Genomic DNA, 17,278 nt, shown 5'->3' on the forward strand with positions numbered 1-17,278 from the left:
ATTGTCAAGGCTTTCGGCATTTTCATTCCAGTCGAAGCGACGGGATTCGAACCCACGACCTCTGCGTCCCGAACGCAGCGCTCTACCAAACTGAGCCACGCTTCGATTTTATTTGTTTTCTGAACTCTCGTCCGTCAACAATAGCTATTATATATGATGTCTATAGGAATGTCAACACCTTTTTTGAAATTTTTTTAATTTTTTTTATTATTGCTTCAAAAGGTACATTTTACACGGGTTTGCGGCCTTTTTGGTGTTCTTTTAGAATGACAGTTTCTGAGAAAGTCAAAAAAGAGATATGCCGGAAGTTCTGTTCCGGCATATCCCTTATCTTTGTTTCTCAGCTCAGCTGATATACATCTGCATACTGCACGCCGAAGCTCAGCGCCTCGGAATGGCTGCTGCAGAAGATGTCTACGTGCCCGTAAGCGGTTCCGCGGTCTTCTACCGTGTAAACCTGGCCGTTGATCATCAGTCTCGTTCCGAATGGTACACCGCCCATGGCAATCGTTCTGCCTGCGGTCGGTGTGGTTCCGCTCGCGGTGGATCCGCCGGACCACTGTCCGGTACAGATGGAACAGGAGCAATAGCCTGTCAGTTTAAATCTTCCAAGGTATGTTCCGCTGGAGGAGCTGCTGGAAGTATCTGACGCGGATGGACTCCCCGTTGTCGTGGAGGATGCGCTGCTGTCCGAAGAACTGCTTCCGGAACTGCTGCTTGTATCGGTATCTGCTTTCGCTGCGGCATTTGCTGCTTCTGCGGCTGCGACTCTTGCGGCCTCGGCCTCGGCTGCCTGTTTTCTGGCGGCCTCTGCCTCAGCTTCTGCGGCAGCCTGCTGTGCGGCGGCTGCTTCCTCTTCTGCTTTCTTCTGCGCTGCAATCTCCTCTTCTTTCGCCTGACGGATCAGGTCGTTGATTGCATCTGCTTTGCTGTTGATTTCATCTACCAGTGCACTCTCGCTGGATTTTGCATCGTCCAGCTCTGCGGAGTAGGTACGGAGTTCCTGATAAGCTGCTGCGTACAGCTCCTGAATGGCTTCCTGCTGATCGCTGCTCTGCTGCTGCAGTTCTACGATCGCTGCCTGCTCTTCCTGCACCTGTGTTTCTTTTTCTTTTACCTGGTCTACCGTGTCCTCATACTCCTGCATAAGATCGCGGTCGAAATCGGAAATTTTCTGTATGTATTCTGCCCGGCTGATCAGCTCTGAAATGCTTTTGGAAGAAAAGAGCATTGCCATGTATCCGTTTCCGGAAGAATTTTCATACATATACTGGATACGGAGCTTCATCGCCTCGTACTGCTCTTCTTCTTTTGCTTTTGCATCTTCCAGATCTGCCTGAATCTGTACCAGTTCGTTCTGCTTCGCATCATACTGATCCTGAAGCTCCTGCAGACGGTTCTGCAGATCGTCCAGCTGCTGGTTCAGTTCGGAAAGATATTCTTCTGATTGTCCCTTTTTGGAATTGAGTTCGTCAATCCTGCTCTGTATGCTGTCAAGCTGAGACTGTGCGGCAGCCTGTTCTGCCTGAGCATTTGAAATTTTCTCCTTTGTACTGGCACCATAGCATGGCAGAACGGTTGCTGCCGTAAGCACTGTGGCCAAAACCAGGCTGAATAATTTCTTTTTTTTCATGTCGTACACCTCATACTTATTACGTTCTGTTGCTGATTGTCACTCCAAGTTACTGCGGAAAATGGGCCTTTTTTCCCGCCGTACTTTGCCATTATAACACAAGTATGTCTGAAATGAAAGTCTTTTTTAATTTCTGTTAATAACTTTGTAATATTTCGACGTTTTTCCTGCAAAAACTGGCATGATTTTTCTACTTTCTCCATCCAACAGGGTACTTATTTTTCAAGGTTCCATTGACCAGTTTGCCCCATCCAAGGCCGAATCCATCGACGCAGACCAGCTTCCAGCCCGACGGCGATGCGGTCTCTCCCGGCTCTACGGAAATTGTCTCACCGTGGAGATATTTTTCGGTACGCTCGTCATCTGCCTTTAAATTCATGTAATCTTTGAACTTGTCCGCGGAGAGTGTCACGGCAAACGGCTGTGACGGCTCGAAACGGTCTTTTTTCAGTTCACCGAGATACAGACCGTTCCGCAGGAAATGAAGATTCCGCACGCCATCCGGCAGGGACGGGGAATGGTATACTTTTCCGGCGCGGACTTCCAGTTCCTCCACCGGGATCGGTGCTGTCATCCGGGACAGGAAATCGGAAAGGATCTGTTTTTCTGCTTTCGACGGACCCGGTGCTTCCGTTCCGCGGTCTTTTTTCCGGTTTTTCTGTTTTTTGTTTTTCTTTTCGATCGGTTTTTCTTCTGTCTCATAAGGAATGGCTTCGCCTTTTTTGCGGAACAGGGCAAGGTAATGGCCCTCGCCGTTCATTTTATGCGGCCAGATGCGCACGGTCTTTTCGATCTCCGGATCGCCGTTTCCCCAGACTGGATTGCCTTTTGAAAAACCTTCGTAGCCTTCCATCTCGATCAGTTCCATTTCCGGGAAGTTTTCCAGAAGGAAAGAAACGGTTCCCTCGTCCTCCTGCGGGGCGAAGGTACACGTCGAATACATCATGAGGCCGCCCGGACGCAGCATTTTGACAGCATTCGAGGTGATCTCGCGCTGCAGATCCGCAAAGAAATCCGGCCGCTCCGGGGTCCAGGTGCCGATGACTGCCTCATCTTTCCGGAACATGCCCTCGCCGGAGCACGGTGCATCCACGAGGATTTTATCGAAGAAGCCCGGGAAGACGTCTGCAAGGCCTGCCGGTGTCTCATTGGTGACAAGCACGTTTTCACTTCCGAACAGCTCCAGATTGCGCAGCAGTGCTTTGGCGCGGGCGTTGCTGATGTCATTGGCGACGAGAAGGCCGGTTCCTTTCAGGCGCGCATTCAGCTCGGTTGCCTTGCCGCCCGGTGCGGCGCAGAGATCGAGCACACGCTCACCCGGTTCGATCGGGAGGCGGGACGCCGGGGTCATGGCGCTTGGCTCCTGCAGATAGAAGACGCCTGCCGCATACAGCGGAGACTGGCCCATGCGCATGCCGTCCGGCACGAAATAGCCGTTTGGAATCCACGGAATTTTCTTCCACGTTCCCGGAACAAGCGGCGGGAAATCTTCGGTCCGGCATTTTTTTGTATTTACACGCAAGCCTGCCGTGCGGGGTGCGTCGTAGGAAGTTAAAAATGCATCAAATTCATCGCCCAGCATGTCCTGCATGCGGGTCAGAAATTCCTGTGGTAACTGCGCCATGTATTGTCTCTCCTTTTTATTTTGCTTTGTTGTGCATCGGTCCCTTTTCGTGAACTGGCGATGCTTTTTCTGTCTTTGTTTCTTTTGTTTTGCATCTGTTTCATAATTTCTCACAGAAAAAGAGACAGCTTTTTCGATTTTTCAATCTTTTTGCTGTCTCTTTTTTGCATAGCGGAGAAGAAGGGATTTGAACCCTTGCGCCGTTTCCGACCTACTGGTGTTCGAAGCCAGACCCTTCAGCCTCTTGGGTACTTCTCCGTATTTTGTCAAATACATCATATATTATAGTGCTTTTTTCGGGATTCGTCAATGATTTTTTCGATGGTTTCCGATGGAAATACGGGGATTGTATTTTTTACGGAAATATTCGAAAGTGCAACTTACTCAAACAAATAATCTTCCTCAGGCAGCATCCCATCCCGATGCTGCCTCTTCTTTTATTCTTTCCCTTCTTCCGCCCTCTTCCTCTCTTCTTTTTTCTTCTTTTTCACCACCCGCAGTCTCCGGAAAAACGCACTCAGCATCTCCGAGCACTCTTCTTTCAGCACGCCGCGCTCGACCTTCACCTGATGGTTAAACTCGTGCATTTCCAGCATATTTAAGATCGATCCCGCGCAGCCCGCCTTCGGGTTCATGCTGCCGATGACGACTTCGCTGACTCTCGCCTGTACGATCGCACCGGCGCACATCTGGCATGGTTCCAGGGTGACATACAACGTACAGCCCTCCAGCCGCCAGTCGCCGAGCTTTTTGCTTGCTTTCCGGATCGCATTCAGTTCCGCGTGGGACAGCGTGTTTTTATCCGTATTTCTGCGGTTATAGCCCCGCGCAATCACCTTTCCCTCGTACACAATCACACAGCCGATCGGAACTTCCATCAGCTTTTCCGCTTTCTTCGCCTGCGTAATCGCCTGGCGCATGAAGCGTTCCCGTTCTTTCCGGTGCGCTTTTTCCTCCGGCGTTACCAGCTTTGTTTCTTCTTCCATTGTGCACTTCCTTTCTTCTCTGCGTATATTTTCTGTCCTTCCCGCATATCGTGAACTGTAGCGCAGTATCTTTTTCTACTCTTTTTACTTCTATGCAGGAGGTTTTTATGTCTGATTACCGGCGTTTCATTGCCTATCTATACGAATACCCGAACAACCGCAAGGGCGGATGCTGCGGCTTTGTCCGCGTGGAGTCGCAGAACGGCTTCTGCCGCATGGACTTCCAGATCAAATCGCCGTCTCTTCCGCCGGAGACCTCGGTCACGGTCTACGGTTTTATCCGCCGGTCAGGGCGGATGTACGGCATTCCGCTCGGAAATCTCCTTGCGGGGCGCTCTTCTACGAGTGGAAAACTCTTCACGCACTCCGATGCCATTGGGCAGACGGATGTCACGCTCGACGAGCTTGGCGGTCTGATCCTGCTCTGCCGCCAGACCGGCGTCATCGCCACCCAGTGGGACGATCTTCCGATTCAGCCGGAGTTTTTCGCTCCCACGCTCCCGCAGGAGCCCAAAACATCCGCAGACAATGATGCCAGACCGACCGAAGAGAAAACTGCCGAAACACCCGAACCTCTGGATCCCGCCGTACCTGCGCAGTCCCTGCCATCATCAGACGCTTCCAAAGCACAGTTCGATGAACTTTCCACAGAATTCAGCAGCAATTCCGAACTTTATCCACGAAATTCCAGCCCGGAATCCACCGTCTCCACAGAATCCACATCAACTGACACGGTAAACACCGTTCCTGCAGACCGGATCACGCAATCATCCGCCAACACACTCTATCCCGCATCCGCAGAATCTGTGAAAACCGCAGAAAGCTATCCCTCTGCCAACCCGGAACCGCCGCAGCCCATCCCGGATTCTGCCGCCCAGCCGCTACATATGACTTCCGCCGATTTTCCCGCCGCAGCAGCCGTGCCGCCGTCCCGCGCTGCTCTCTATCTCCAGCTTCAGGACCAGTTCCCGGAGTTCCACCCGTTCCCAGATGATGATCTGACCGACTGCCTGCGCCTCTCACTCGACGATCTTCCACAGCTCCGCGCCGTCGGTCTTTCGGTGGATGCGAACCGCTTCGTCCTCCATGGCTCCTCGTCCTATCGCCATCTGCTCCTCGCCCGGAACCGCGACCAGCAGGAACTCTGGTATTTCGGCGTCCCCGGCGTCTACACGCCGAATGAGCAGTTCATGGCAAGCCTCTTCGGCTTTTTCCACTTCAGGCAGGCGATGCGCCCATCCGAGCTCGCGCCCGATGCCCGCTTCGGCTACTGGTACCGCACGCTTTAAAGCGTTTTTTAATCCACGCCGCGGATCTCCACCGTCTCAATCTTTCCGCGCAGGATCTCGCAGAACCGCTCGAGCTGCTCCCTCGCATACCCCGAGAACCTCGGATCAATCACATAATCCGATTCCCGGTAATTCTGCAGGAAGTACCGTTTTGCCCCGGAAAGCCACTTTCCGATCGCTTCGATCTCTTCCCTTCCATGCAGCTCTTTGCAGAGCGTTGTCCGGAACTCATAGTCCACCACGCCGCTCTTTAAAAACTCGACCGACTCATTGATCCGCATCACATCGATCTTTTTCACGCCCGCCGTCTCGCCGTACCGGGACGGCGCATTTTTGATGTCCATGGCGACGTAATCGATTTTCTTCTCTTCCACCAGCTTTTTCAAAATCTCCGGCCGGTATCCATTCGTATCGAGCTTCACAAGATATCCCAGTTCCTTAATTTTCGTCACGAACCGCTCCAGATCCGGATCCAGCGTCGGCTCACCGCCCGTCACGCAGACGCCGTCCAGCACGCCGCGCCGCTTTTCGAGCACTGCAAAAATCTCCTCCTCCGGAATCACCGGCTCCCATTCGGGATGCTGCACGAGATTTCCGTTCTGGCAGAACGGGCAGCGGAAATTACATCCGCCCGAAAACAATGTGCACGCCACCTTGCCCGGGTAATCCAGCAGCGTCAGCTTTTGAAATCCATGTATGACCATATGCTATCCTCTCCGACCGCAGGACTCCGAACTTTCGTCCGCCCTGCAACAGAAAAAGCGGAACCATAATGTCCGCTTTTTCCATTCATCTTCTATTGGTAATTATTTGCCGTAACGCTCTGCCTGGGAACGGATCAGGTCCAGATCATCAAAATAGTTGATTTTCATGGCTGCTTTGACATCCGCCAGTGTCTGAGCGGCAACTTTTTCTGCCTCTTCGCTGCCTTTTTTCAGCATCTCATAGATCGCCGGAATGTCTTTTTCCAGCTCTTTTCTGCGGTTGCGGATCGGCTCTAAGGTCTCCTGCAGTACATTGTTCAGGAACTTCTTCACTTTGACATCGCCAAGGCCGCCTCTCTGGTAATGTGCTTTCAGCTCGTCGAGATTTGCGTAATCCGGCAGATAGCGCTCGAAGTGCTCCGGCTGGCAGAATGCATCGAGATAAGTAAATACGGTATTTCCCTCGATCTTGCCCGGGTCGGTGATCTTGATGTGATCCGGGTCGGTGTACATGCTCATGACTTTTTTCTTGATCTCATCCGGCTCCTCGGACAGGTAAATGCAGTTTCCGAGCGATTTACTCATCTTCGCTTTTCCGTCGATACCCGGCAGACGTCTGCAGGAATCATTCTCCGGCAGCATAATCTTCGGCTGCACAAGTGCTTCGCCATAAACCGTATTGAATTTGTGGACGATCTCCTGTGTCTGCTCGATCATCGGCATCTGATCCTCTCCAACCGGAACGGTCGTTGCCTTGAATGCAGTGATGTCGGCTGCCTGGCTGATCGGGTAGGTGAAGAATCCAACCGGGATGCTCGCCTCAAAGTTTCTCATCTGGATCTCCGATTTTACGGTTGGGTTTCTCTGCAGTCTGGAAACCGTAACGAGATTCATATAATAGAAAGAAAGCTCGCACAGTTCCGGAATCTGAGACTGGATAAAGATGGTGCTCTTTTCCGGATCAAGTCCGCAGGAAAGGTAATCCAGTGCTACCTCCAGAATGTTCTGGCGCACCTTCTCCGGGTTGTCCGCATTGTCGGTCAGCGCCTGTGCGTCTGCAATCATGATGTAAATTTTATCGAATTCACCGGAGTTCTGCAGCTCCACGCGGCGGCGCAGTGAACCAACGTAATGTCCTACATGCAGCTTGCCGGTCGGTCGGTCGCCGGTCAGTATAATTTTTCCCATTTTTTCTTCCTGCCTTCCTGATACGTAATCTTCGCAGTCCGCTTCTGTATGAAAAATTTCATGAAAATTCTCATAACTGCGGACCTTCTACATACCCTCTATAATACCGTCTTTTTACAAACACTGTCAATGGTCTTTTCCTGTAAAATCCCTCAAAATATCTATTATGAGACAAATCGTTCAACAGCCACGTACAGCCTTCCCTTTTTCGTCTGGTTCTGCACGCCCACATAGCGGAATTTTCCCATATGGCGCACGGTCACGAGATCGTCCTCTTTTAATGACGCACTCGGCGATGTCACCAGCTTTCCGTTGATAAACACCTGGCCGCCCTCGATCAGCGGCACCATTTTGCTCCGCGAACTGCTGAACGCCAGCGACAGCACCGCATCGAGCCGCACGGAAGCGACGGAGCCTTCTTTCCGCTCGGTTTTCGGCTCCGTCAGCTCCTCCGGCAGTCCCGCCTCGACTTCACAGTACACGCTCGTATGGCGCACTTTTTTCAGCTCCGCACAGATGTAGTCCGCCATATCCGCCATACAGATCAGATACGCCTGGTTTCCATCGATCAGAATGTCTCCCAGCTTATACCGCTCCACGCCGAGATTCATCAGTGATCCTAAGAAATCACGGTGTGACAGCGCATCCGCAAATTTTTCATTCAGCGGGCTGATGCGCACGACTACGATCGGAAGCATCGACGCATCACCGTCCTCTGCATAGGATGGCAGAAACAGCGCCGCTTTCCGCTCTGCCGCCTCGTATCCGCCGGACAGCACGTAACGCACGCCCGGAATTTTATTTACCGTACGGTAGAACAGATCCTGCTCCGCCAGCGTCAGAAACTCCGTGTGCGACGGAACATCCCTGTGATAACACTGCTCTGCCAGATCCTGAATCCGTCCGACCAGCACTTCTTCCTCATTCATGGTAATCCCCCTTTGATACACCGCGGGCTGCCCCTGTTTTCTTTCGGGCAGCCCACGTATCACACTTTATTTATCCAGCAGCATCGACAGCCCGATCCGCTTCTTCGCCAGATCAAGGCTGATGACCTTCACTTCCACGATATCGCCGACGCTCACAGCCTCCAGCGGATGCTTGATGAAGCGTTTCGTCATCTGGGAAATGTGGACGAGTCCGTCCTGATGCACGCCGATATCGACGAATGCACCGAAGTCAATGACGTTGCGCACGGTTCCCTTTAAGATCATGCCGACCTTCAGGTCCTTCATATCGAGCACGTCGGTGCGCAGGATCGGGCGCGGCATCTCGTCACGCGGGTCACGGCCAGGCTTCTGCAGCTCTTTGATGATATCGCGCAGCGTAATCTCGCCGACACCGATCTCCTCTGCCATCTTCTTGTAATCTTTGATGAAGAACGCCGTCGGTCCATCGCTGATCTGCTCTGTCTTCATATTTAACTTTGCAAACAGCTTCTCGACTGCCTCGTAGCTCTCCGGGTGCACGCTTGTGCCGTCCAGCGGATTTTTGCCTCCGGTAATGCGCATAAAGCCTGCACACTGCTCAAACGCTTTCGGTCCGAGTTTTGCCACTTTCAGGAGCTCTTTTCTGCTCTCAAAACGGCCGTTCTCCTCACGGTATGATACAATATTTTTCGCAATCACCTTGCTGACACCGGAAATGTATTCCAGCAGCGACGCGGATGCCGTATTCAGATCGACACCGACTTTATTCACGCAATCCTCAACGACACCGCCGAGCGCCTCGCCGAGCTTCTTCTGGTTCATATCGTGCTGATACTGGCCGACGCCGATCGATTTCGGATCAATTTTGACAAGCTCTGCCAGCGGATCCTGCACACGGCGTGCGATGGAAGCGGCGCTTCGCTGTCCGACATCAAAGTTTGGAAATTCCTCGGTTGCCAGCTTGCTTGCGGAGTAAACAGACGCTCCTGCCTCGTTTGTGATCACATACGCAACCTTCTCCGGAATCTCTTTTAAGATCTCGACGATGATCTGCTCGGACTCACGGCTTGCAGTTCCGTTTCCGACAGAAATCAGGGTGACGCCGTATTTGTGGATCAGATCTTTTACGGTCGCTTTTGCTGCTGCAATCTTCTTCTCGTTCGTCGGCGCGGTCGGGTAAACCACGGTGGTATCGAGCACTTTTCCAGTCGCATCGACAACGGCCAGCTTGCATCCCGTACGGAACGCCGGGTCCCATCCAAGGACAACCTGGCCTGCGATCGGCGGCTGCATCAGAAGCTGCTCAAGGTTCTTTCCAAAGACCTTGATCGCACCATCCTCTGCCTTTTCGGTGAGCTGATTTCTGACCTCACGCTCGATGGCCGGAGCGATCAGACGGTTGTAGGCATCCTCGATGGTCGCCTGCAGAACCGGCTTTGTCTGCGGATTCTCTTTGGTGATGATTTTTTTCTCGAGATAACGCAGGATTTCTTCCGTCGGCGCCTCAATTTTGACGTTCAGGAATTTTTCTTTCTCACCGCGGTTCAGTGCCAGCACACGGTGTCCGGCAATTTTTGATACCGGCTCGGAAAACTCATAGTAATTCTCGTAAACGGACTCTGCTTTCTCATCCTTTGCTGTCGAGACGATCAGGCCCTTCGCCTCGGTTCTGCGGCGGATCTCCATACGGTAATCGGCCTCATCGGAAATGCTCTCGGCGATGATGTCGCAGGCACCAGCAATGGCGTCTTTTGCCGTTTTGACTTCCTTTTCTTCTGAAACAAAAGCCTCTGCCTCTTTTTCGAGCGGCTCTTTTGTCATCTGCAGAAGAATGATATTCGCCAGCGGCTCCAGTCCTTTTTCTTTTGCGATCGTCGCACGCGTCCGGCGTTTCGGACGGTACGGGCGGTATAAATCCTCTACGACCACGAGAGTTGCGGCCTCTTCGATGGATTTTTTCAGTTCTGCGGTCAGCTTGCCCTGCTCCTCGATGCTCGCAAGGACAACGGCCTTGCGGTCATTTAAACTGCGCAGGTACATCAGACGGTCGTACAGATTTCGCAGTATCTCATCGTTTAAGGAACCTGTTGCTTCTTTTCGATATCGTGAAATAAAAGGGATCGTGTTTCCCTCGTCAATCAGTTTCACTGCAGCTTCTACCTGCCACGGTTTGACGTTCAGCTCGGCTGCCAATACCTGATTCATATCCATAGGTAAATTCCTCCTGTTGTCTCTTCCAAAACACGCTGTTCCTTCTCTGTTTTTCCCGCATAAAAAGCGGGACCCTTGGCGGAACAGCCACTCTATTACCTTATCAATAGGTCTTGTTTTTGTCAACCTTACATGATAAAATCTTTACTATAGCTTTTTTGACAGACTGCGTGTGAAACCGCGCTTTTTTGCAGAAGAAAGGACATTTTATGACACCAGAAAATTACGATCCAAACACCAATGAGTCCGGAGATTCCTATCAGTCCTCCCATCCGTACGGCGTGCCTGAGGGCCAGCGTCCCGGACCGTATCAGCATTACCAGCAGCAGCCTCCCGTACAGCCGCCGCGCAGGACGGGTTCGCAGGCCCTTGCGGCCGCTTCGATGGTCATGGCGATCTGCTCCTTTTTGTTCATGCTTAACATGGGGTCCCTGTTTTTCGGCTCGCTCGGCGTGATCTTCGCCCTTTTAAGCCGCGGCGCAGGACGCATGAGCGGCACGGCAAAAGCCGGTCTTGCGGGCTGTACCATCGGCATAATTGTCGGTATCTGCATCATGTATGCTTTCCTGCTTTTCAACATGGTCAGCGGCGGCAGCACCAACCTGCTTGAGCGGTATTACAATCAGTACATGCAGGAATACCAGATGACACCGGATAACGGAACAACCACCGACGGAAATACCATCTAGGTACCAGAAAGGATTTTTCATGAACGGACAAAAACAGAAATTTTCAGAACCGAAAAAGCAGGCCCGTGAGGCCATGGCAGGCCGATGCGGCACGCTGGTGGGCGCAACCGCAATCAACCTGTTTCTCACCTTCTCCTGCTCCCTCATCCCGACGCTGATTTTTTCAGGCACAACGCTGTACGATATCATTTTCCTGAATCTGACGCTGTTCCTGTTTTCCCTGCTCCTCAGCCTCTTTCAGGCGGGCTACTTAAAGATCTGCCTCTCAACGCTGCGCGGGGAACCGATTTCCGTCGGTGATATGCTCTACGCTTTCTATCACCACCCGGACCAGTACGTGCTGATGTTCCTTATCATCAACGGCATCAGCTCCGTGATCGCCCTGATTTCCAGCATTCCGGGCTTCCAGTATCTTTCCTCCCCGAGTGCGGATCTGACGCTTGGAACAGCACTTTCCATCGAAGCCGAGCTTTCTTCTCTGATGAACGTTTACGTTTACAAGCTGATCGGCTCTCTCGTTTCCACGCTGGTGCTGGTTCCGTTTTCCCTTTCCACCTTTGTGATGAACGACGCTCCCGGCATCGGCCCGATCCAGGCAATTCGCCAGAGCTTTGCGATGATGAAGAAGAACTTTTTCCGCTACATTCTGCTTCTCTTAAGTTTCTTAGGGCTTGAGATTCTCGCATCCTGTTCCTGTGCCATCGGCTTTTTGTGGGTAATGCCCTATATGCAGATCACGATGGCTGCGTTCTATCAGGAACGGAAAGATGTCCTGTATCCGGCATCGGAACCGGTGGGATATGATACGGATTCCTTTGGATCCGGCACAGATCTTTAAAAATAAATTTTAAGATAACTAAAAAGACGTTTCACACCCCTTGCTTTACGGCTGTGAAACGTCTTTTTAGTTATGTCTATTTCGAGATCTTAAATTCTCGCGCGGATTCTGCTCTGGATTCCGTCGAGTTTCTCTGCTTTTTCTCTGTACTCCTGCTCTGTGATTTCGCCTGTGATGAATGCGAACTCCTCGGACAGACTTGGAACTGCTACGATTTCTGCTTTTCCGAACAGCTCCTCGATCTCACTCTGGCGCTCTGCGGCGTGGCCGGACACGCGGACGAAGAAGCGGCTCTTTACATCATCGATCTGCAGCAGGTCCAGTTTTTCCTCGCTCCAGCTCATCATGATGTTTCTGCCTTTGTTCTTTGCGCAGTCTACGACATCGGCTACAACGGCACTTGCGGTCGGAAGCTTTCCTGCTCCGCTTCCGTAGAACATCGCATCACCCAGTACATTTCCGTGGATGAAGATGGCGTTGAAGACACCGTTTACGCTGTACAGCGGGTTTTTCGCGTCAATCATCACCGGGCTTACCATGGCGTAATACTGATTACCCACCTTGCGGCTTGTTGCGAGCAGTTTGATTGCGGTTCCCATCGAGGTCGCATATTTGATATCCTCTGCGGTGATCTTTGTGATTCCCTCGGTGTAAACCTCTTCGTAATTGACTTCTTTTCCATAAGCAAGAGAAGAAAGAATCGCAATTTTACGGCACGCATCGTAGCCTTCTACATCTGCTTCCGGGTTGCGCTCTGCGTAGCCGAGGCGCTGTGCCTCTTTTAATACATCCGCGAAATCGGAACCGTCGCTTGCCATTTTGCTTAAGATATAGTTCGTGGTACCATTTAAGATACCAGTTACTTCATCGATCTCATCTGCAGTCAGGGAGGAGTTTAACGGACGGATGATCGGGATACCGCCGCCGCAGCTTGCCTCAAACAGATAATTTGCACCGTGCTCTTTTGCGATCGTGAGAAGCTCTGTGCCATGTCTTGCCACCAGCTCTTTGTTGGATGTGCAGACGCTCTTTCCAGCCTCCAGCGCACGTTTTGTGAAGGTGTAAGCCGGCTCCACACCGCCCATTACTTCAACAACAATATCAACCTCCGGGTCGTTTGCGATCACTTCGTAATCGTGTACCAGCACTTTTTCAACCGGATCTCCCGGGAAATCTCTTAAATCCAGGACATATTTGATATTAATTTCGTTCTCTGCTCTCTTGTTGATGCTGTCATGGTTCGTGTTGATCACTTCTACCACACCGGAACCAACCGTGCCATATCCTAATACTGCAATCTGAATCATCTCTTTTGTCCCTCTCTTGCTTTTTCTTTTTCAGGACTCCTGTCCTAATATTTTAAAATAATGAACTCCCTGTCTGGACTCAATCTCGTTAATCATCTCCGAGGCGTCTCCCCGGTCTTCCGCGATATCCACGCTGATCGTCAGCGATGCCACACCGTTTAACGGGATGGTCTGATGAATGGTCAGAATGTTTCCGTGAAACTCGGCAATAATCTTCAGCACATCGGAAAGCAGTCCCGGCTCATCGTCCATCTGCAGAATAAATGTAATCGTTTTTCCTTTTGCATTGTCATGAAAAGGAAGAATATCATCTTTGTATTTGTAGAAAGAGCTTCTGCTGATTCCCGCTTTTTCCGTTGCCTGCTGCACGGTAAGCTCCTGCATATCCATCAGCCGTTTGGCCTCGATGACCTTCAAAAGGACCTCGGGAACCGCTTTTTCTTTGATTACATAGTACTTTGTTTTTTCTTCTCTCATGGCAATCCTCTACCTTTATACTCTTTCCAGGAAATACATTTGTTTTCACAGGAAAGATCGTACCATATTCCGACACAATACGCAAGGAATTTTTTCGAATCGCTTTTCAGAAGCCAATGCTTCCGCCGCCGTGGCTGTTTCCGCTTGACGAAGTGTGAACGGTGCTTCCACCGCCACCTCCGCCGCCAGAAACGCCTCCGCCGTGGTTGCCATCATCCTTCTGGATTTTGTGCATCGATACATGGCGATCGATCAGTGCATCCCTGCGGTCTCTGATTTTCACGCGCTTCAGATCCGCATAACTCTTTGCACCACGGTTTTTCTTTCGTCGATAGCTTTTCCAAATTCCAAAATAAACAAGAATTCCTGTCGCAGCAGCTGCGATAACAGCAATAAGAGCCTCCGTTCTGTTGATCTTACGGTAATGAATAATGGAACCATCTTCTGTAATCAGATAGTCCGCATCGGAAACGCCGCGGTCGAAGCATTCCTGCGTCATCGTAATCATTTTTGCAAAAGTTCCCGCATAGTCGCCGTCTTTCGCGTACCCCTGCGCCGCCTGCAGAATATCGTCAATTTCCGTGTCCGACATATAATACTGCATAATACCGGACGTCGAAATCACGATCTGGCGCTGTCCCATGTCGATGAGGAAGCAGACACCGTTTGGCTCTTTCGGATACTTTTTGTCATAAAAATCATCTGCAATCGCCTGACAGTCCTCGGAACCGCTGCTGCGCTCGGTCAGGATGACCATATGAATTTCCGTATTGTTCTCGAACTCCGCGCAGGATCTCTCGAGGTCCTGCTCCTCCGCATCAGAAAGAAGCGATGCATTGTCGTAGATATGCTGGGATTCGGCTTTTACGGTATTCACAGAAAAAATCCCGCACAGCAGAAGGGCCGCAAAAATCCCGAGCAGATATTGTCCTGCTTTTTTCATTCTTCTCATGCGAAATACCCTCCTATCAGCATCACAATCAGAACCAGAAGAGCACTCACAGCCGACGTCAGAAGGGCTCTCTTCCGCTCATAGGGAAAATCGCCGTTGATCGTTCCGGTCTGGCCGTTCATCGCATAGTAGTAAACCTTCCCGTCTTTTCCCGGATACGTCAGTGTCCAGACCGGAAACAGTACGTAACGCCAGTCCTCCCGCTTTGGAGAAAGCTTCATTTTCTCCTGCTCGAGGGAGAGATACTCGTTCGCCTCGTTCCGCATTGCGCCGCGCGCCATCGTCTCCAGTTCTTTTTTCAGTTCCGGTGCGATCTGCGCCTGTTCGATATCACGTTTTTCCGCCTGAAATCCGGAAAGATAGCCCATAGAAAACGGCTGCATCTCCTCCAGACGATAGGGCTGCACGCATTCGATCAGATCGCGGTCGGCCTTGTTCAGTGCATTGCGCGACAGACCGTCCACGCGGACCTCGCCCTCCCGGCGGACATCGTAGATGCTGGTCTCTTTGTACTCCACATCACCGGTCTGCCAGACTCTCACCTTCCGGCCGTGTGCCATGTAATCCGTCTCAAAGTCTCCGCCGTAAATCCAGTACGGGAAATAGACACCCGTCATCTTCTGTACCTGGTTTTTCTCGAAAAAGTCCTTCGGAATAAAGCGTTTCTTCCGCGCAAATGACAAAAATTTCTCGATTGCCTGCTCCTTGCTGATCTTAAACGGCAGCACGAAATCCGGCATATATTCTCCCGAGAGCCGGCCGGAAAGCACCACCGGGTTGTGGCAGTAGAAACAGTATGTCGCTGCCGTCGTCGCATCGGTCACAATCTCAGCGCCGCAGTTCGGACAGGTGTAGACAACTGCTTCGCCCTGCTCTGTTTCCCCTTTTGTTTCCTCCGTACTGCTTTCCTTCTGTGCATCGGATGCTTCCTGTGCACCGGCAGCATCGTCCTCCCCGTTCAGCGCTTCCGCTGCTTTCGGGTTCGCCTTTTCGGCTTCTTCCTGTGTAAACGAGGACAGGCAGTACTCGCATTTATACTTTCCGCTTGCCGGATCGAAGGTCAGATCGCCTCCGCAGTTCGGGCATTTGTATGTAATAACCTCCATATTCTATCCCTCCTTCCCCGGAGCCGCTGTTGTATTGGATGGTTATCTGTTTTCTTTTACTGTCTTGGTTTTCCGCAGTTCGAGCAGAACTTGCCGGTATTCTCCGTTCCGCATGCGCAGACCCATTTTCCTGCCGCTTCCGGTTTCGGGCTGCCACAGTTCGAACAGAATTTACCGCTGTTCTCGGTTCCACACTTGCCGCAGATCCACACCATCGGCTTTGCACTTCCGCAGTTTGAGCAGAAATTGCCGGTGTTCTCCGTTCCGCAGGAGCATTTCCATACGCCTTTTGCAGCTTCCTGCTGTGCCTTGGCTGCCGCCTGCTGCTGCATCTGCTGCTGATTCGAAGCGGACGCCGATGCAAACGAGGAACCGAAGGCATTCATGCCCATCTGAACACCCATAAAGCCGTTCATGGCTCCGTTTGGGTTGGCTGCTGCTTTCTCCATACTGCGTGCCATCGCTCCCTGTACATAGCCCTCACGGATCGATGGATCAGACATCATCGCACCTTCGTTGCGCATCTGGATCAGTTTCTGGGAAGCTTCATCGTAGGAAAGGCTTGCGATTGCCACGGACTGGATCTCCATGCCGCGCATTGCCCGCCAGCTCTCATCCATCGCATCTGCCATGTAGCGGGACAGCTCGGCGCTCTTGGATGCTGCGAACGAAATGCGGATGCCGTCGGCTGCCATCTGATTGATCGAGGACTGCAGGCCCTCTAAAAATTCGTTCATATACTGCTCGTTGATATCCTCAATCTCCACGCGGGATGCGTTTCTCGGCACAGCCTCTGCGTAGAAGCGGAGCGGATCGACGATGCGGATGGAATAGGAACCGTGTGCCCGAAGGAACAGCTCGGCATTGTAGAACTGGTCGAAATAGTTGACCGGATTTCTCGTTCCGAATTTGATTCCCTTGATTTCCTGCAGATTAATATAGAAAACTCTCTGCTCATGCGGGGTCTGGCCGCCGAATTTCAGGCGCTCAAACGTATCTTTTACTGCCGCGTCAAGCGATCCGCTGAACATCGACGGAGACGATGACTGATCTACGGTAAAGTAGCCCGGCTCTGCGGTGTAATCAATAATCTTTCCGCCGTCCACCAGCATCATGAACTGATTGTCATAGACATGGATCACAGAACCGTTTGAAATCGTCTGGCTTCCCTTTTTATTCTGGCCTTTTCTTACCAGAATTCCCTCTGTAAATACCGTATGTTCCCCCATCTCATACGGTTCCACGGTCTCCAGCCACTGATCGGCGAGACTGCCGTGTACTGCATTGACTGCTGCTCTGATAATACCCATACTTTTACCTCCTGTTTGCCTTTGGCTTCAAAACA

The 17,278-nt window shown here is 51.6% G+C and carries 15 protein-coding genes and 2 tRNA genes; 3 read left to right on the forward strand and 14 right to left on the reverse strand.

What is annotated here, in order from left to right:
* Positions 1–31: 31 nt before the first annotated feature.
* From DWX32_RS03455 to tadA, 5 genes are all read right to left on the reverse strand, one after another.
* Positions 32–105, reverse strand: a tRNA-Pro gene (locus tag DWX32_RS03455).
* 235 nt (positions 106–340) lie between these two features.
* Positions 341–1,633 carry a PcsB-like coiled-coil domain-containing protein gene (locus DWX32_RS03460; protein WP_118659272.1) on the reverse strand — a complete coding sequence of 431 codons (1,293 nt, stop codon included), beginning with the start codon at positions 1,631–1,633 and terminating at the stop codon, positions 341–343.
* Positions 1,634–1,823: 190 nt separating this feature from the next.
* Positions 1,824–3,257, reverse strand: a complete 1,434-nt coding sequence (locus DWX32_RS03465; protein ID WP_117509592.1) for an RsmF rRNA methyltransferase first C-terminal domain-containing protein — start codon at positions 3,255–3,257, stop codon at positions 1,824–1,826.
* A 172-nt stretch (positions 3,258–3,429) separates the two neighbouring features.
* Positions 3,430–3,515 (reverse strand) — tRNA-Ser (locus DWX32_RS03470).
* Between the two features lie 179 nt (positions 3,516–3,694).
* Positions 3,695–4,243, reverse strand: a complete 549-nt coding sequence (gene tadA, locus DWX32_RS03475; protein ID WP_118659273.1) for a tRNA adenosine(34) deaminase TadA — start codon at positions 4,241–4,243, stop codon at positions 3,695–3,697.
* On the opposite strand from tadA, the gene DWX32_RS03480 reads away from it, so the two are divergent.
* The gene (locus DWX32_RS03480) at positions 4,243–5,532 is read left to right on the forward strand and encodes a DUF6128 domain-containing protein (protein WP_158579546.1); all 1,290 of its coding nucleotides are present in this window, start codon (positions 4,243–4,245) and stop codon (positions 5,530–5,532) included. The two genes, tadA and DWX32_RS03480, sit on opposite strands and share 1 nt — an antisense overlap.
* Before the next feature lie 8 nt (positions 5,533–5,540).
* Here the strand turns inward: DWX32_RS03480 and DWX32_RS03485 are convergent, their stop codons facing one another.
* From DWX32_RS03485 to DWX32_RS03500, 4 genes are all read right to left on the reverse strand, one after another.
* Positions 5,541–6,236, reverse strand: coding sequence for an anaerobic ribonucleoside-triphosphate reductase activating protein (locus tag DWX32_RS03485; RefSeq protein WP_055228308.1), 696 nt, complete (start codon positions 6,234–6,236; stop codon positions 5,541–5,543).
* Positions 6,237–6,338: 102 nt separating this feature from the next.
* A complete protein-coding gene (gene trpS / locus DWX32_RS03490) occupies positions 6,339–7,424 on the reverse strand; it encodes a tryptophan--tRNA ligase (protein ID WP_022461312.1) in 1,086 nt (361 codons plus the stop codon).
* 164 nt (positions 7,425–7,588) lie between these two features.
* A complete protein-coding gene (locus tag DWX32_RS03495) occupies positions 7,589–8,353 on the reverse strand; it encodes a YlmH family RNA-binding protein (RefSeq protein WP_118659275.1) in 765 nt (254 codons plus the stop codon).
* Positions 8,354–8,419: 66 nt separating this feature from the next.
* The gene (locus DWX32_RS03500) at positions 8,420–10,564 is read right to left on the reverse strand and encodes a Tex family protein (RefSeq protein WP_118659276.1); all 2,145 of its coding nucleotides are present in this window, start codon (positions 10,562–10,564) and stop codon (positions 8,420–8,422) included.
* A gap of 209 nt (positions 10,565–10,773) precedes the next feature.
* Between DWX32_RS03500 and DWX32_RS03505 the strand changes: the two genes are divergently transcribed.
* Positions 10,774–11,253 carry a hypothetical protein gene (locus DWX32_RS03505; protein WP_117801393.1) on the forward strand — a complete coding sequence of 160 codons (480 nt, stop codon included), beginning with the start codon at positions 10,774–10,776 and terminating at the stop codon, positions 11,251–11,253.
* A gap of 19 nt (positions 11,254–11,272) precedes the next feature.
* Positions 11,273–12,091 carry a DUF975 family protein gene (locus DWX32_RS03510; protein WP_118659277.1) on the forward strand — a complete coding sequence of 273 codons (819 nt, stop codon included), beginning with the start codon at positions 11,273–11,275 and terminating at the stop codon, positions 12,089–12,091.
* A gap of 89 nt (positions 12,092–12,180) precedes the next feature.
* Here DWX32_RS03510 and DWX32_RS03515 read toward each other — a convergent pair whose 3' ends face one another.
* The 5 genes from DWX32_RS03515 to DWX32_RS03535 form a co-directional block, all read right to left on the reverse strand.
* Positions 12,181–13,398, reverse strand: coding sequence for a homoserine dehydrogenase (locus DWX32_RS03515; RefSeq protein WP_118659278.1), 1,218 nt, complete (start codon positions 13,396–13,398; stop codon positions 12,181–12,183).
* 30 nt (positions 13,399–13,428) lie between these two features.
* A complete protein-coding gene (locus DWX32_RS03520; protein ID WP_022461318.1) occupies positions 13,429–13,875 on the reverse strand; it encodes an ACT domain-containing protein in 447 nt (148 codons plus the stop codon).
* 106 nt (positions 13,876–13,981) lie between these two features.
* The gene (locus tag DWX32_RS03525) at positions 13,982–14,827 is read right to left on the reverse strand and encodes a TPM domain-containing protein (protein WP_118659279.1); all 846 of its coding nucleotides are present in this window, start codon (positions 14,825–14,827) and stop codon (positions 13,982–13,984) included.
* A complete protein-coding gene (locus DWX32_RS03530; protein ID WP_118659280.1) occupies positions 14,824–15,933 on the reverse strand; it encodes a TFIIB-type zinc ribbon-containing protein in 1,110 nt (369 codons plus the stop codon). Before DWX32_RS03530 ends, DWX32_RS03525 begins: the two co-directional genes overlap by 4 nt.
* Before the next feature lie 56 nt (positions 15,934–15,989).
* Entirely contained in the window at positions 15,990–17,243 is a 1,254-nt protein-coding gene (locus DWX32_RS03535; RefSeq protein WP_055228302.1) for an SPFH domain-containing protein, read from the reverse strand.
* Between the last annotated feature and the right edge of the window lie 35 nt (positions 17,244–17,278).

This window comes from Blautia sp. AF19-13LB (genome assembly GCF_003479105.1).
In the GTDB taxonomy this organism is placed as follows: Bacteria; Bacillota; Clostridia; order Lachnospirales; family Lachnospiraceae; genus Fusicatenibacter; species Fusicatenibacter saccharivorans.

Excerpts from the sequence above, each read along its gene's own strand:
- DWX32_RS03500 (WP_118659276.1), bottom strand. The coding sequence starts at position 10,564 with ATGGATATGAATCAGGTATTGGCAGCCGAGCTGAACGTCAAACCGTGG.
- DWX32_RS03465 (WP_117509592.1), bottom strand. The coding sequence starts at position 3,257 with ATGGCGCAGTTACCACAGGAATTTCTGACCCGCATGCAGGACATGCTG.
- DWX32_RS03505 (WP_117801393.1), top strand. The coding sequence starts at position 10,774 with ATGACACCAGAAAATTACGATCCAAACACCAATGAGTCCGGAGATTCC.
- DWX32_RS03485 (WP_055228308.1), bottom strand. The coding sequence starts at position 6,236 with ATGGTCATACATGGATTTCAAAAGCTGACGCTGCTGGATTACCCGGGC.
- tadA (WP_118659273.1), bottom strand. The coding sequence starts at position 4,243 with ATGGAAGAAGAAACAAAGCTGGTAACGCCGGAGGAAAAAGCGCACCGG.
- DWX32_RS03510 (WP_118659277.1), top strand. The coding sequence starts at position 11,273 with ATGAACGGACAAAAACAGAAATTTTCAGAACCGAAAAAGCAGGCCCGT.
- DWX32_RS03460 (WP_118659272.1), bottom strand. The coding sequence starts at position 1,633 with ATGAAAAAAAAGAAATTATTCAGCCTGGTTTTGGCCACAGTGCTTACG.
- DWX32_RS03495 (WP_118659275.1), bottom strand. The coding sequence starts at position 8,353 with ATGAATGAGGAAGAAGTGCTGGTCGGACGGATTCAGGATCTGGCAGAG.
- DWX32_RS03535 (WP_055228302.1), bottom strand. The coding sequence starts at position 17,243 with ATGGGTATTATCAGAGCAGCAGTCAATGCAGTACACGGCAGTCTCGCC.
- DWX32_RS03525 (WP_118659279.1), bottom strand. The coding sequence starts at position 14,827 with ATGAGAAGAATGAAAAAAGCAGGACAATATCTGCTCGGGATTTTTGCG.
- trpS (WP_022461312.1), bottom strand. The coding sequence starts at position 7,424 with ATGGGAAAAATTATACTGACCGGCGACCGACCGACCGGCAAGCTGCAT.
- DWX32_RS03515 (WP_118659278.1), bottom strand. The coding sequence starts at position 13,398 with ATGATTCAGATTGCAGTATTAGGATATGGCACGGTTGGTTCCGGTGTG.
- DWX32_RS03530 (WP_118659280.1), bottom strand. The coding sequence starts at position 15,933 with ATGGAGGTTATTACATACAAATGCCCGAACTGCGGAGGCGATCTGACC.
- DWX32_RS03520 (WP_022461318.1), bottom strand. The coding sequence starts at position 13,875 with ATGAGAGAAGAAAAAACAAAGTACTATGTAATCAAAGAAAAAGCGGTT.